14 protein-coding genes are annotated in these 13649 nt (G+C 69.2%); 4 read left to right on the top strand and 10 right to left on the bottom strand.

The features are described from left to right. Positions 1-79 precede the first annotated feature (79 nt). The gene (locus G6O68_RS03900) at positions 80-1666 is read left to right on the top strand and encodes an amino acid permease (protein ID WP_165245023.1); all 1587 of its coding nucleotides are present in this window, start codon (positions 80-82) and stop codon (positions 1664-1666) included. Between the two features lie 599 nt (positions 1667-2265). Here G6O68_RS03900 and G6O68_RS03905 read toward each other — a convergent pair. Together G6O68_RS03905 and G6O68_RS03910 are read right to left on the bottom strand one after the other, a co-directional pair. Then, positions 2266-4437, bottom strand: coding sequence for a carbon starvation CstA family protein (locus G6O68_RS03905; RefSeq protein WP_165245025.1), 2172 nt, complete (start codon positions 4435-4437; stop codon positions 2266-2268). A gap of 101 nt (positions 4438-4538) precedes the next feature. Further along, the gene (locus G6O68_RS03910; RefSeq protein ID WP_165245027.1) at positions 4539-5093 is read right to left on the bottom strand and encodes a Uma2 family endonuclease; all 555 of its coding nucleotides are present in this window, start codon (positions 5091-5093) and stop codon (positions 4539-4541) included. Between the two features lie 379 nt (positions 5094-5472). On the opposite strand from G6O68_RS03910, the gene G6O68_RS03915 reads away from it, so the two are divergent. Continuing rightward, positions 5473-5787 carry a hypothetical protein gene (locus G6O68_RS03915; protein ID WP_165245029.1) on the top strand — a complete coding sequence of 105 codons (315 nt, stop codon included), beginning with the start codon at positions 5473-5475 and terminating at the stop codon, positions 5785-5787. A gap of 243 nt (positions 5788-6030) precedes the next feature. Here G6O68_RS03915 and G6O68_RS03920 read toward each other — a convergent pair whose 3' ends face one another. The 6 genes from G6O68_RS03920 to G6O68_RS03945 all read right to left on the bottom strand — a co-directional run bounded on the left by G6O68_RS03920 (position 6031) and on the right by G6O68_RS03945 (position 10063). After that, positions 6031-6384 (bottom strand): translation initiation factor, encoded by a 354-nt coding sequence (locus G6O68_RS03920; protein WP_165245031.1) that lies wholly within the window; start codon positions 6382-6384, stop codon positions 6031-6033. 11 nt (positions 6385-6395) lie between these two features. Next, positions 6396-6899 carry a DinB family protein gene (locus G6O68_RS03925; protein WP_165245033.1) on the bottom strand — a complete coding sequence of 168 codons (504 nt, stop codon included), beginning with the start codon at positions 6897-6899 and terminating at the stop codon, positions 6396-6398. Then, entirely contained in the window at positions 6896-7426 is a 531-nt protein-coding gene (locus G6O68_RS03930; protein ID WP_165245035.1) for a hypothetical protein, read from the bottom strand. Before G6O68_RS03930 ends, G6O68_RS03925 begins: the two co-directional genes overlap by 4 nt. Positions 7427-7471: 45 nt before the next feature. Further along, positions 7472-8155 (bottom strand): endonuclease III, encoded by a 684-nt coding sequence (locus tag G6O68_RS03935; RefSeq protein ID WP_165245037.1) that lies wholly within the window; start codon positions 8153-8155, stop codon positions 7472-7474. A 50-nt stretch (positions 8156-8205) separates the two neighbouring features. Continuing rightward, positions 8206-8490: a 30S ribosomal protein S20 gene (rpsT, locus tag G6O68_RS03940; protein ID WP_165245039.1), complete on the bottom strand. Its 285-nt coding sequence runs from the start codon at positions 8488-8490 to the stop codon at positions 8206-8208. A gap of 190 nt (positions 8491-8680) precedes the next feature. Continuing rightward, positions 8681-10063, bottom strand: a complete 1383-nt coding sequence (locus G6O68_RS03945) for a tetratricopeptide repeat protein (protein ID WP_165245041.1) — start codon at positions 10061-10063, stop codon at positions 8681-8683. A gap of 159 nt (positions 10064-10222) precedes the next feature. On the opposite strand from G6O68_RS03945, the gene G6O68_RS03950 reads away from it, so the two are divergent. Both G6O68_RS03950 and infA read left to right on the top strand, forming a co-directional pair. Then, positions 10223-11119, top strand: a complete 897-nt coding sequence (locus G6O68_RS03950) for an SMP-30/gluconolactonase/LRE family protein (RefSeq protein WP_165245043.1) — start codon at positions 10223-10225, stop codon at positions 11117-11119. 215 nt (positions 11120-11334) lie between these two features. After that, positions 11335-11553 (top strand): translation initiation factor IF-1, encoded by a 219-nt coding sequence (infA, locus tag G6O68_RS03955; protein ID WP_165245045.1) that lies wholly within the window; start codon positions 11335-11337, stop codon positions 11551-11553. Positions 11554-11631: 78 nt separating this feature from the next. Here infA and G6O68_RS03960 read toward each other — a convergent pair whose 3' ends face one another. Together G6O68_RS03960 and G6O68_RS03965 are read right to left on the bottom strand one after the other, a co-directional pair. After that, positions 11632-12633, bottom strand: coding sequence for a hypothetical protein (locus G6O68_RS03960; RefSeq protein ID WP_165245047.1), 1002 nt, complete (start codon positions 12631-12633; stop codon positions 11632-11634). 45 nt (positions 12634-12678) lie between these two features. Next, positions 12679-13536 (bottom strand): ParA family protein, encoded by an 858-nt coding sequence (locus G6O68_RS03965; RefSeq protein WP_165245049.1) that lies wholly within the window; start codon positions 13534-13536, stop codon positions 12679-12681. Between the last annotated feature and the right edge of the window lie 113 nt (positions 13537-13649).

Below are 13649 nucleotides of genomic sequence, written 5' to 3' on the forward strand. Positions count from 1 at the left end.
CGCCCGTCGCCCCGAACCGGCGACGGCGCCCCCGATCCAGAGCCCCCCTGCATCCAACGGAAACCTGTGAGAGGACACGATGGCGAATCTGTGGGTCCGTAAATCCATCGCCGCGCTGAAGGCCGAGGCGGCCGCCAGCGAAGAGCACGGCCTGAAACGCACCCTGACGGGCGTGAACCTGATCATGCTCGGGATCGGGGCCGTCATCGGCGCCGGCTTCTTCGGCCTGACCGGCGAGGCGTCGGCCCGGTACGCCGGCCCGGCGATCTCGCTCTCGTTCGTGCTGGGGGGGATCGTCTGCACCTTCGCCGGCCTCTGCTACGCCGAGATGGCCTCGACCGTCCCGGTCGCCGGCTCCGCCTACACCTACGCCTACGCCACCATGGGCGAGTTCATCGCCTGGCTGATCGGCTGGGACCTGATCCTCGAATACATGGTGGGCGCGACCACCGTGGCCATCAACTGGTCGGGATACGTCGCCAGCTTCCTCCACGACCGCGGCCTCGACCTGCCCCCGCGGTTCCTCGCCTCGCCGGGCACCAAGATGATCGAGGTCCCCGACGACGTCGCCGGACGCCTCCACCTCCGCCACGGCTGGTCGATGCTCGACTCCGTGAAGGACCGCCTGGCCGAGGCCGGCGTCGACTTCGCGAGCTTCCCCCAGGTCGAGGCCCTGTTCAACGCCCCGGCCATGCTGATCGTCGCCCTGGTCACCGCCCTGCTCGTCGTCGGCGTCCAGGAGTCGGCCCGGGTCAACAACGTCATCGTCTTCATCAAGGTCTCGATCCTGGTCCTCCTGATCGTCCTGGGCCTCCCCATGGTCGACAGCAAGAACTGGGGCGGCTCCTACATCCAGCCCTCCGTCGGGCCCTGGTACAACTTCGAGTACGGCTGGAGCGGCGTGCTCCGGGCCGCCGGCCTCGTCTTCTTCGCCTACATCGGCTTCGACGCGGTCTCCACCACCGCCCAGGAGGCCAAGAACCCCCAGCGCGACATGCCCATCGGCATCATCGGCTCGCTGGTCATCTGCACGGCCCTCTACTTCCTCGGCTCGATCGTCCTCACCGGCGTGGTCAACTACAAGCAGCTCCACGTCCCCGACCCGGTCGCGGTCGCCACCGACGCCATGAAGATGCCCTGGCTCTCGTTCTACGTGAAGATCGGCGCGATCATGGGCCTCAGCTCCGTGATCCTCGTCATGCTCATGAGCCAGCCCCGGATCTTTTACGCGATGTCCAAGGACGGCCTCCTGCCGGCCTTCGCCGCCAAGGTCCATCCGCGGTTCCACACGCCCTACATCACCACGATCATCACCGGCCTGATCGTCATGACGGCCGCCGCGATCCTCCCGCTGAGCGTCGCCGGCGAGCTGACCTCGATCGGAACCCTCTTCGCCTTCGCCGTCGTCTCGGCCGGCACGCTCTACCTGCGGATCACCCAGCCCGACGTCGAGCGCCCCTTCCGCGCCCCCGCCATCTGGTTCACCGCCCCGATGGGCGTCCTGACCGCCGTGGCGCTCATGCTTCCCCTCCCCGTCGACACCTGGATCCGGCTCATCGTCTGGATGCTCCTGGGCCTGGTGATCTACTTCCTCTACGGCAAGAACCACAGCGTCCTGGGCAACCGCGCCCCCGAGGACTCCCTCGTCGGCGCCGGCGAAGCCTGAGCCCCGGCACTCCCGCCCTCCCCCGGCCCGCGCCGGGGGAGGCGGCCCTTCCCCGCGATCGGCTTCGTTCGCGCCCGCCGAGAAACGAAGCCAATCGACCGAAACCCCGGTCTAGCCTAGCTTTAAAACCGAAATCGACGCCCCGGGATTGGGTTCGTTCGGCGCACTTTTCGAGACTCCTCGGTCAACCCCGCCGCCTCGGAGCCGTCGCAGGGCGTCGATCCGGGCACCACGACTCGGCGGTATCGAGTGCGGAGCGTCCCCCTTTCGAGGATCGGCCTGTAAACGGCACCGTCGGTCCCCGCTCGGGCCCGCTCCGCGGGGAATCGGCTTCGTTCGTCCCGCCCCGAAAACGAACCCATCGGACGCAAGCCCCATACTACAAGGCTTTTGCGACGAGAGTTCGGCCCGCGAAATTGGGTTCGTTCGACGCATTTCCCGCCCCCCTCGCTCCAGCCCCACGGTCCGGCCGGGCGTCACAGCCTCGGCGCGCGCAAGCCCGCCAGTTGGACTATGGTCCGGATCCTCGAATGGGATCCGAAGGTCGCACGAGAATCGTGGACCGGCGGGGGTCGTTGGGCTTCCGGGGCGCGGTCGGCTCAACCGCCCAGATCGGGCGTATTGAGCTCGCGGTCGCGGGGACCATCGGCGAGGGTCGGCCGGGGGGCGACCCAGCGGGCGATCGCCGAGGCCAGGATGACGGCGACGCAGGCGATCAGCATGGCGGTCAGCCCGATGTTGAGCGAACCCTTCAGGACGTCCCCGGCCCGGATCATCCCCCAGAACTTGCCGGTGATCTCGTAATAGGCGGCGGTGCCGGTGGTGGCGACGACGAAGGCCATCGGCAGGATCGTGGCCCAGGCGTAGCGGCCCCGGCCGGCGTTGAACAGGCCCGTCGTCACCACGGCCAGGGCGATGACGGCCAGCAGCTGGTTCGCCAGGCCGAACATCGGCCAGATGCTCTCCACCGACCCAGTGGCGATGAAGTAGCCCCAGGCGAAGACCACCAGGCCGGTCGCCAGCATCGAGGCCGGGAGCCAGTCCAGGTCGCCCAGCGGCTTCCAGATCCGGCCGAGGATCTCCTGCACCAGGAACCGCGCGATCCGCGTGCCGGCGTCGATCGTCGTCAGGATGAAGAGCGCCTCGAACATGATGGCGAAGTGGTACCAGAAGGCCTGGAGCGCCCCCAGGCCGGGCATCGCCTGGGTGAAGATCCGGGCCATGCCGACGGCCAGCGTGACCGCGCCGCCGGTCCGGCCGTGGAGCGACTCCTGGACCTCGCGCTCCATCTGGACCAGCTCGCTCGTCGGGGCCGGGTCGGGGCCGTGGCCGCCGTGCATGTCGAACTCGCCCGCCTTGAGGAACCGCGCGAAATCGGGGTTGGCCGCCAGGAAGTCGGGGCGTCGGCCCAGGTCGATGTTGATGTCGTAATACATGGCGCTCGGCAGGGCCGCGGCGGCGATCAGGGCGACGACGCCGACCAGCCCCTCCATCAGCATCGCCCCGTAGCCGATCATGCGGACGTCCCCCTCGCGCATGATCATCTTGGGGGTCGTGCCCGAGGCGACTAGGGAGTGGAATCCGGAGATGGCCCCGCACATGATGCAGATGAAGACGTAAGGAAAGATCGGCCCGTTGAAATATGGCCCGCCGCCGTTCGCGAAGAACGCGCTCACGGCCGGCGCCTCGAGCTTCGGGTTGGCCACCACCAGGCCGCCGACCAGCAGGAAGATCGTGCCGATCTTCAGGAAGCTGGACAGGTAGTCGCGCGGGGCGAGCAGGAGCCAGACCGGCAGCACCGCGGCGACGAAGCCGTAGCCGGCGACCGCGACGACCGTCCAGAATCGCGAGAGCGCGAAATACGGCTCCAGCGGCGACTTCGGCACCAGGCTCCCCAGCCCGGTGACCGCCAGGACCATCACCGCGCCGATGAGCGAGGCCTCGACCACCTTCCCCGGCCGGAGCTTGTACATGTACCAGCCGACGAACAGGGCGATCGGGATCGTCATGGCGATCGTGAAGGTCCCCCACGAGCTTCCGGGCACGAGCCGACGCGCGTTCTCGGGCAGCTCGAAGCCCGCGCCGTCGGCCGCCGCCCGCAGCGACTGGTCGGCCGGGACGGCGAGTTGGAAGGGCTCCTGGAAGTCCATCGCCTGGTCCTCGCCCGCGCCGAAGCGGTACTTGGAGCCGGGCGGCACGTCGTAGACCTTGGGGCCCCCCGGGGCCATCCGAGCGTCGACCTGGGCGCCCTCGGGGTAGGCCAGGACGGTCCCCTTCTTCATGGCGACCTCCTCGCCGCCGAGCGCCTTGACCACGACCACGCCCAGGCCCGCCAGGGCGATGACGATGATGTAGAGGATGGCGATCGACGCGGCCAGGCCCGCCGGCCGGCCGATCTCGGTCCGCGCCAGTCCGGCGAGGCTCTTGCCGTCGCGCCGGGTAGAGAGGGCCAGGACCATCATGTCCTGCACCGCGCCCGCCAGGCAGACGCCGATGACGATCCAGATCAGGCCCGGCAGGTAGCCGAACTGGATCGCCAGCACGGGCCCGATCAGCGGCCCCGCGCCCGAGATCGCCGCGAAGTGGTGGCCGAACAGGACCCAGCGGTTGGTGGGCTCGAAGTTCTGGCCGTCCTCGAAGCGGAACGCCGGCGTGACCCGCGAATCGTCGAGCGCCGCCACCCGACGGGCCAGGAACCCGCTGTAGAAGCGGAAGGCGATCGCCAGGATCGCCAGCACCCCGATCATCACCGGCATCGCGTGCATCGTCATGGACCCGTTCCCCTGGGCGCGGCTGTCACCGAAGCTCGGCGGATCGTCCCGCCGAGCCAGGCGATGATACCAGAGCCGGGCCCCGCGCAGCAGGCGGGGGTTCAGGCGAAGATCCGCTCCACGGCCAGGCGCCAGCCGGGGACTGCGGGCTCGGCGTCGGCCTCCTGATCCGGCACGAACTCGATCGGCCGGGCCGCATCGTCCGTGCGGTACTTGCGGACCATCCCGCCGATGGGGTCCACGTCCCAGACGACGAGGGTCCCGGCCTCGAAGTAGTCGGCGCGCTTCGCGGCCATCCCCGCCTCGGCGGGGCCGAAGTCGTTCTCGCTGCGGACCTCGACCGCGAATGTGGGCGGCCCCTGGAGGAAGCGCATCGGATTCGACGGCAAGGGGCCGAGATAATACGCCGCGTCGGGGGAGAACGATTCGCGACCGGAACTCAGCTCGGGGACCGCGAACCCGACGTTGTCCGGCAGGGCCACGCCACGGCCGGTCGCCTCGGCGAAGTCGTCAAGGCTCCGGAAAATGCGGGCCGCGACCCGGCCGGGGCGGAAGCCCGTGGGCAGGGCGTGGACGATCCTCCCAGAGACCAGTTCGGCCTTGCCTTCCACGCGAGCGAGGTCGTCGAGCGTGGCGGCCGTACGGGCGAGCGGCATGGGGGACCTCGATTGCAAAAAGAGCCCGCGTCGAGCAACCTACGAGTCCGCCACCCCGATTTTATCGACGTCCCGAAGATCGGGCAATCGCGGCGGGCGCGACGGCGTGGACGCGCCCCGGATTGTCCGCGCCCCGAGGTCCTCGTAAAATGTCTGAGGCATCAACCAACCAGGGAGCGTGACCATCATGGATCGAACCAGCTTCCGAATCGAATCCGACCTCTAGCGGCGACTGAAAGCCGAGGCGGAGATCAGCCTTTCCGGGCTCGCCCGCGATACCATCCGCGAGCACCTGTGAGCGGCGCCGTCAACCCGTCGAGTTCGCCTACGACATGGACAAGCAGCTGGGCTTCATCGACAGCGTCAGGGTCACGACGCCATGAACAATCCCGATCCACCTGCGCCGAGGATTTGCGTATCGGTTTCCGAGTTGCTGATCGCAACCACATTCCTGACGGTCTTTTTAGCGTTTCTTCTCGTGGCGCTCGAGGGCGCAAGGGAGCATCAGTCCGCGCCGCCTCTCATACCTATTCTCAACTCCTTGCATAAAAATCACCCTTGGATCTTCATCTTCGGCAGTCCGATCTCCGCCACGGCGACCGTCGCTTCCATCGCGGTCGTCGCTCGCCTCCTTCTCCCAGACGCCGTCCGTGCCCATTTCTGCTGGAAGAATACGGCACGCCATAAAGAGTGATTTACCCTGCATTCGTTAGATGTGGCGGCGTCGAGCGCGACGGTGCTGAAGGCGACGAGTGCAGCCCTTGCACTTCGGGGCCGGCGATAGGCGCCGCAGCAAGCGCGCCGTGCCGCCGGCCTCGCCTGGTCGTCGAGGAAGGATAGCCCCCAGCGACCTCGGCAAGGATCGAAGCACAGGAAAGGCTTCCGGCCCGATTCAGCCGGCGAGCTTCCCTGAGCCTCAAGGATCCACCCCGCGTCCTCAGCGGCGTTTCGTCTTGTAGCCGATCTTCTGCAGGGCCTTCTCGGCGGCCGGGCGGTGGTCGCCCTGGAGTTCGATGCGGCCTTCCTTGAGGGTGCCGCCGGTGCCGCAGGAGGCTTTCAGGCGGGCGGCCAGCTCGTCGAGGTCGTTCCCCTCGGGGTCGAGGCCGGAGACGACGGTGACGACCTTCCCCTTGGGTCGCTTCTCCAGGGTCAGGACGGCCGTCTGGGTCTCGGGCGGGATGCGGACGGGCTCCTTCGCCTTCGGGGGGCACGCACATTCCGATTCCAGGCGTCCGCAGGCCTCGCAGACGGGGGGGCGGTCCCAGGGGGTGCCGGCGAACAGGCGGGTCACGCGTGGGGTCCTCAGACGATGGGGTAGGAGTACCGGGGCTGGATCGCCACGCCGAGGTTCGCCCGCTTGCCGTAGAGGAATTTCAGGTGATAGTCGAGGTGGTTCACGTAGGTGACCACCAGGTCGGCCAGCGTCACCTTCCCCTTCTCGGTGTGCATGCCGTAGCGCGCGAAGTCGGCCTCCGTGGCGTGGCGGAGGATCCGCTCGGTCCAGCGTCGATTGGCGGCGAAGAGGGCGACAGCCTGCTCGATCGGGGCCTGCTGCATGTCCAGGCGGTCGTTCCAGGCCGACTCGTCGTAGGCGAGGAGCGTGGGCTCGGGCTCGGCGATCACGCGCTTCATGCGGTCGCTGGCGACGACGTCGCTGTCGGCCAGGTGGGCGACCAGCTCGGCGATGCTCCAGGCCCCCGGGCCGGGGCGGGCCAGGACGAGCTGGTCGGACAGGCCGTACACCGCGTATTCGAGGATCGCGGGGCCGAGGGCGTAGCGGTCGATCAGGAAGGAGATGGCGCTCATGGCTTCTTGCCTCGATTCGGGGCCTCGCCCGCCACGGGGTCGGTCGACGACCGCCGCCAGATGGAGAGCTGGGGATGGCTGTATTCGACGAACCAGATCTCCTCCTCCACGCCCAGCTCCTGCGCGAATCGGCGGGCGACGAGGTGGTTGACGACCTCGAGCGAGACGCTCAGAAAGTCCGTGCCGTCGTCGCGACCGTCGGCCGCGGGATTGTGGAAGAGGAACCGGATGACGATCACGCGCTCGTCGACCGGCCCGTCCGCCGAGAGGAATCGGCCGTCCATCTCGTAGATGGAATAGCCTCGGCTGGCCTTGCAGAGGGCCTTGACCCAGCGATCCTCGTCGAACCCTTTCTGCTTCCGGTTCCGGGCGATCGACTGCCGGACGAACGGGATCTTGCGGATCGCCGCCTCGTCGAAGAGGTCCTCCAGGACCTCCTGGATCTTGCCGAAGTAGCCGATCTTCTTGGGCAGGATGACCTCGTACATGCGGGCCGGCTTCGGCCCTTCGAGGCGGTATTCGGCCATGCCCTGCTCCTCGCGCGAACGGACGGTAGGGATGCGACGGGGAGGTCAGCCCACGTCGACCGGGCCGCCGTCGGGTAAGACGATTCGGAGCGGGCAAGGTTCGCAGCGCGGGCCGGAAGGCTTGCAGAAGCGTCGGCCGAGGTCGGCGAACCCGTCCGAGATCCTCGCCAGGATCGCCGGGTCGGATTCCGCCGCGGACGTCAGCAGGTGCGAGGCCTCGTCGTAATCCACGGTCGGGTCGATCCACCCGTGGCGGACGAGGATGCGATAGGACGCGCGGTCGACCGGGTAGGTCGCGGCCCCGAAGACGTGCAGGGCCACGGCGTCGGCGGTGCTCCGCCCGACGCCGTTGACGGCGGCCAGCTCGTCGCGGCGAGCGGCCTCGGGCCCGGATCCGGCGGGGATCTCGGCCTCCAGGTCGTCGCGGTGCGCGCGATACCAGGCGGCGATCCGCTGGAGCAGCCGGACGGCCTTCGGGTTGGCCTCGATGCGCGCGTCGCGGAGGGCGTCGACGACCTCTTCGAGGGGGGCGTCGGCCAGGGCGTCGGGTTCGAGCAGGCCGGCCCCGTCGAGGGCGGCGGCGATCCGGTCGCCCCGCCCGGAGGCGAGGCCGCCGGAGGCCGCGAAGGCGATCGCCGCCTCGAACCGCGAGTCGCGCTCGGGGGGGGCGGCGGGCCGTCCGCCGAGGGCGCGGACGATCGCCGGGATCGCTTCGTTCAGGGGGGGCATCGCGGGACCTCCGCGACGGGCGCCGATCGGTCGGCCCGGGTTCGGTCGGGTCAGGAGGCCGACTTGGCCTTCTCGAGGGCCGCCTTGTAATTGCGGGCGAGCTTGCTCTTGCGGCGGGCGGCGGTGTTCTTGTGGAGGACGCCGCGGGCGCCGGCCTTGTCGATCTTGGCGACGGCCGCGCGGAACTGGGTCTCGGCCGCGTCGAAGTCCTTCTCCGCCACGGTCTCGAGCGCCTTGCGCGCCGAGGTCTTCACGATCTTCTTGACGATCCGGTTGTGGAGGCGCTTCTTGGCGCTCTGGCGCAGCCGCTTGGCGGCCGAATCGGTCGTTGGCATAGGTCCGTCGATCTTCCCACGAGGATAACGAAACGAAAAACAGGCCCGCCCGCGCCCGGGTGACGGTCCGGAATCGCACGGCGCCGGCCTTCCGCTGCCGCGCGATCGGGCGCGACGGGGGCCGGCGACGAGGGGGGCCTCCTGTCAGGTCGGCCTGCTCAAGGCGAAGACTGTACCATGAACCGAGTTTTCAGTTCAAGTTGCGAAGTCGCTGGGCCACGTCGCGGTAGGTGTAGTCGTTGGAAGCGACCTCGTTGTAGTGCTCCTCGGCCGCCTCCATGTTGCCCAGGCTCTCGTTCACGCGGCCGAGCTGGTAATGGATGGCGTTGAAGTTCTCGACGTCCTCGGGCTCGATCGCCTTGAGGGCCTCCTGGTACGTCCGCTCGGCGAGCTTGCCGCGGCCGTCGGCCTCGAAGCTGAGGCCGGCCTGGAGCAGCGCCGGGACCTTCAGGTTGGGGCTCCCCTTGGCGACCTGGAACTCGCCGATGGCCTCGGCGTGCTTGCCGTCGCGGGCCAGGCAGCGTCCCAGCTCGTAGTGGAGCTTGTGGTCTTCCGGGCTGAGGGCGATCCGGCGGCGGTACTCCTTGATCTCGTAGTCCAGGAGCATCCGGGCGATCTGTTCGAGCTTGGACTTGGAGGTGACGTCGGTCGGGTCGTCCTCGACGCGCTTGGCCAGCGCGTCGTGCGCCCGCTTGAGCCGGATCATCTGGACCTCGGCGTAGTTCTGCATCAGCATCGAGTCGCGCGGGACGGCCTTGATGCCGGCGCCGAGGATCTTCTCGGCGTGCTCGAATTGGCTCCGCTTGCGGAAGATCTCGGCCAGCTCGATGTACGGCCAGACCTGCTTGGGGTCCTTCTGGATCTCCTTGTGGAGCCGCTCCTCGGGGGTGAGCTTCTCGGCCTTCATCTGCTCCAGGCGGGTGCGGACGTCCTCGGCGGTCTCGGACGGCTCGACCTTCTTGTCCTCGATCGCGTCCTCGTACTTGGCCCGCTTGATCGTGGCGCTGGCGGAGAGGCCGTTGATCTTGCGGTTGGCCTCGTCGTCGTGGGGGTCGAGCTTCTTGACGGTCTCCCAGGCGGCGATGGCCTTGGGCCAGGACTCGCACAGCTCGTGGACGTGGGCGGCGTGGCGGTGGAACTCGGCGTCCTTGGCGGCCTCGCTCTGGACCGACTCCAGGTACCACTGGGCGAGCGTATACTGCTCCATCATCTCGGCCGCCTCGGCCCCCTCGCGGGCCGCGGTCACGTCCCAGGGGTTGTTCGTGAACGCGTCCTCGAGGATCTCCAGGCAGGTCGTGTAGTTCTGCTTGCCGCGGGCCGAGCGGGCTTTCATGTGGAGCGGCTTGTTGGTCATCCCGACGAGCCGGCCGACCTTGGAGGGCTCGTTGCCGAACTTGCGACGCTGCACGCTCCGCAAGGCCTGCCGGAACGGGATGTTGTCCGGGGCCAGTTTGCAGGCCTGCTTGTACATGTCGATCGCGTAGGCGAAGTTGGACTTCGTCGCGGCGTCGTTGCCGTACTGGAAGAAGGTGCGGGCCTTCGAGAGATCCTGGGAATCCAGCTCCGGTGGCATCGGGCGTGCTCCTCACCAAGCCGGGATACGCGGCGGCGGTGGACTTGGGGACGACTTGAAGGTCGGAAGATTCAGGACCATTCTATCGGATCGCGCACCGCCCCACCACTGGCTGACGCCCCGACGACCCGGCCGGGACCTATCGCAGAGGACGACGACATGGAGATCCTGAGGGACGCCGGCCTGTCCGGCCTGATCGCGGGCGACCGCCTGGAGACGCTGGCCTCGGGATTCGAGTTCACCGAGGGGCCCCTCTGGCTTCCGGACGGCTCGATCCTGGTGCAGGACATCAAGGCCGAGAAGACCCACCGCATCCACCCCGACCGCTCGGTCACGCTGTTCCGCGACCGCAACGGCGCGGCCAACGGCCAGACCTTCGCGATCGACGGCGGGATCGTCTTCTGCGAGCAGACCGGCCGCCGGTTCTCGCGGATGGCCCTCGACGGGTCCGGCTACGGGACCGTCGTGGAGACGTGGGAGGGGAAGCGGCTGAACAGCCCCAACGACGTCGTCTGCCGGTCCGACGGCCTGGTCTACTTCACCGACCCGCCCTACGGCGTGAAGCCCGAGGACAAGGAGATCTCCTTCCAGGGCGTCTTCCGCTGGGATCCCTCGGCCCACCCCGGCTCGCGGCTGACGAAGCTGCTGGACGACTTCGAGAAGCCCAACGGCCTGGCCCTCTCGCCCGACGAGAAGACCCTCTACGTCTGCGACACCGCCCGCTACCACGTCCGAGCCTTCCGCGTTTTGGCCGACGGCGGGCTCGAAGAAGGATCCGGCCGGACCTTCGCCGAGCTGGACCCCGGCGAGAACGGCGGGCCGGACGGAATCAAGGTCGACCTCGCCGGCCGCGTCTATGTGGCCGTCGCGCTCGGCATCTGGGCCTTCGAGCCCGACGGCCGCCTGCTTGGCATCGTGCCGACCCCCAAGCGGCCCTCGAACCTCAACTGGGGCGACGCCGACGGCCGGGGCCTGATCATCACGGCCGTCGACGCCGTGCATCACGTCCGGTTCCGCGAGCCCGGCCTGACGCCGGTCTTCGCCCCCAAAGGATGAAAGGTCACGACGAGCGTTCATGTAGGGGATGATCTGTTCGGCGGGCGTCGCATCGACTACAATGGTCGTTGCGACGTTCCGCGCCCCTCGCGGAACGAGGCGACCCAGGCCGGCCATCCCCGCGAGTCGCCTCACCCCGCCCGTCGCGACGAGACCGAAGGCTAGACACGACCCCCGCCTCGCATGGCCGGCGCGGGTCGTCGCAGGAGACCCGCGTGCCTAAAGAAGAACCGATCCGCACCGAAGGGCGCATCGTCGAAGCGCTCCCGAATACGCAGTTCATGGTCGAGCTGGAGAACGGCCACAAGGTGCTCGCGCACATCGCGGGCAAGATGCGGAAGAACTTCATCCGCATCGTCCCGGGCGACCGGGTGACCGTCGAGATCTCGCCCTACGACTTCCTCAAGGGCCGCATCGTCTACCGCGAGCGCTGAGAGCGGGGCCCGACCCGGCCCCGTCGCACGCCCCCAGCGGCTCCCCGCCGTCCCCTCCCCTTCGGCTCCCGGCCGCGGTCAACGCTCCCGCCACCAGAGCCGAGGCCCGATCCCCAGGGCCACCGCCGTCGGCTCGACGTCTCGCCGGAACCGCGAGGCGTCGATCGGATACCCGGCCGACGGCCTGAGGCCCGGGACCCGGCGCGCCCAGAACGCGTTGAACACGTCCATCCAGCACTCCCGGACGGCCTTGCCCACGATCGACGCCAGCGCCACCAGCGCGTCGTCGGCGTCGGCTCGGGGCGTCAGGCGGAGGTTCAGCGACCGCCCCGGCTCGCGGATCGTATATTCGCTCAGCTCGGGACCTTCCGCCCCCCTGTCGATCCAGGTCCCGGGGAACGCGCCGCTCAGCAGGTCCAGGTAAAAGTGACGGCCGCCGTGCTTGTCCCCCCGGACGCGCGTGGGCCGGCCGTCCTCCGCGTGCTCCCAGACCGCGCGCATCAGGCGTTCGAAGGCCTCGAAGTGCACGGCGGCCTTCGAGGCGTGCCGCGACAGCCCCGCGTTGAACCGCTCCGGGCCGACGATCTCCACGAGGACCTCGGCCACGCGCCATGTGCCGCAAGGCGGCGCGAACGGCCGGGCGGCGAAGCGGTCGGGCAGGCGGGCGAACCAGTCCCCCGGCGGCCAGGGAAGCTCCGGCTCGCCGGGATCCAGCCAGCGCACGATCTCGGCCTCGGCCGGGTTGCGGTCGGCCAGGGTCGCGACCAGCTCGGCCGGGCATCCGGCGAGGGGGCGGCCGACGGCGTCGAGGAGCGCGAGGCAGCTCCCGAACAGCCGATCGCGCCCCTTCCCCCCCTTGAGGATCGCCTTGGAGTCGTCGACGAGGAAGCGGGCGTCGAGCCTCCCCCCGGCCGCGCGACGGATGGTGGCGGCCAGGTCGTCCCAGAGCCGCGCGGGGGGGTCGAGTTCGAACGGGTCGCGGCGGTCGCCGGCCTCGCACGACTCGACGACGACCGCGGTCATCACCAGGGGGCCGAGGTTCGGCCCGTAGCCCGCCTCGTCGATCCCCACCCATCGCATGACGGAAGGCCCTCGGCCGGATGGATGGGGTTTAAGCCCGCACGGTCAGGCGGCCGTCGCGTCGGCCGCCGGTGCCTCGTCGGAATCGGCGTCGGTATCGGCCCAGAGCGAGGCCGGCGCGCCGCCGAGGACCTCGGAGGCGAGCGACGCGTAGTCCTCGGCGCCCCGGCTTGTGGGGGCGTACTGGAAGATCGACTGGCCGAAGCTCGGGCACTCCGCCAGCCGGATGTTGCGCCGGATGCGGGTCTTGTAGAGTTTGGCGTCGGACCAGGGGGAGACCCCCTTCTTCTTGGCGTCGAAGAACGCCTGCAGGTCCTCGACGACCTCGCCGCCGTGGCGGGTGCCGGCGTCGTACAGGCAGAGGACGACCCCGCCGACCTTCAGGTCGCGGTTGACCCGCTTCGACACCAGGTTCACCGTCTCCAGCAGCTTCGAGAGCCCGTGCAGGGCCAGGAAGTGCGCCTGGAGCGGGATCATCACCTCGTTCGCGGCGCAGAGCGCGTTGAGGGTGAGGACGCTGAGCGACGGCGGGCAGTCCATCAGGACGAAGTCGTAGTCCTCCTCGTCGGCGGCGAGCTGGTCGCGGAGGATGACCTCGCGGCCGACGGTCCCCAGCAGTTCCAGCTCGGCGCCGGCCAGGTCGATGTGGCTGCCGACGATCGACAGGTTGTCGGCGACCTGCCGGCGCACCTCCTGGATGCTCTTGTTCTGGGTGAGCACCTCGTACAGCGACGGCCCGGACCGGCCCGGCAGGAGGCCGAGATGGAGGGTGGCGTGGGCCTGGGGGTCCAGGTCGATCACCAGGACCTTGTGGCCTTCCGCGGCCAGCGCGGCGGCGAGATTGACCGTGGACGTGGTCTTGCCGACACCGCCCTTTTGGTTGAGCACCGCGATCCGCCGCATCGTATCTCCCTCCGTGGTTCAAACTTGGGCGCGTCGGCCCGGCCGTGGTCCCCATCCTCCGTGCCGCGGCGACGATCGCCGACCGCGCGGGACCCGGCCCGAGCCTCGGGACG

Origin of the sequence: Paludisphaera soli, from assembly GCF_011064595.1 — a bacterium.
Classification (GTDB): Bacteria; Planctomycetota; Planctomycetia; order Isosphaerales; family Isosphaeraceae; genus Paludisphaera; species Paludisphaera soli.

What these genes read in the sequence shown, in the direction of transcription:
- G6O68_RS03900 (WP_165245023.1), top strand. Translation starts at nt 80, where the DNA reads ATGGCGAATCTGTGGGTCCGTAAATCCATCGCCGCGCTGAAGGCCGAG.
- G6O68_RS03905 (WP_165245025.1), bottom strand. Translation starts at nt 4,437, where the DNA reads ATGACGATGCACGCGATGCCGGTGATGATCGGGGTGCTGGCGATCCTG.
- G6O68_RS03910 (WP_165245027.1), bottom strand. Translation starts at nt 5,093, where the DNA reads ATGCCGCTCGCCCGTACGGCCGCCACGCTCGACGACCTCGCTCGCGTG.
- G6O68_RS03915 (WP_165245029.1), top strand. Translation starts at nt 5,473, where the DNA reads ATGAACAATCCCGATCCACCTGCGCCGAGGATTTGCGTATCGGTTTCC.
- G6O68_RS03925 (WP_165245033.1), bottom strand. Translation starts at nt 6,899, where the DNA reads ATGAGCGCCATCTCCTTCCTGATCGACCGCTACGCCCTCGGCCCCGCG.
- G6O68_RS03930 (WP_165245035.1), bottom strand. Translation starts at nt 7,426, where the DNA reads ATGGCCGAATACCGCCTCGAAGGGCCGAAGCCGGCCCGCATGTACGAG.
- G6O68_RS03935 (WP_165245037.1), bottom strand. Translation starts at nt 8,155, where the DNA reads ATGCCCCCCCTGAACGAAGCGATCCCGGCGATCGTCCGCGCCCTCGGC.
- rpsT (WP_165245039.1), bottom strand. Translation starts at nt 8,490, where the DNA reads ATGCCAACGACCGATTCGGCCGCCAAGCGGCTGCGCCAGAGCGCCAAG.
- G6O68_RS03945 (WP_165245041.1), bottom strand. Translation starts at nt 10,063, where the DNA reads ATGCCACCGGAGCTGGATTCCCAGGATCTCTCGAAGGCCCGCACCTTC.
- G6O68_RS03950 (WP_165245043.1), top strand. Translation starts at nt 10,223, where the DNA reads ATGGAGATCCTGAGGGACGCCGGCCTGTCCGGCCTGATCGCGGGCGAC.
- G6O68_RS03960 (WP_165245047.1), bottom strand. Translation starts at nt 12,633, where the DNA reads ATGCGATGGGTGGGGATCGACGAGGCGGGCTACGGGCCGAACCTCGGC.
- G6O68_RS03965 (WP_165245049.1), bottom strand. Translation starts at nt 13,536, where the DNA reads ATGCGGCGGATCGCGGTGCTCAACCAAAAGGGCGGTGTCGGCAAGACC.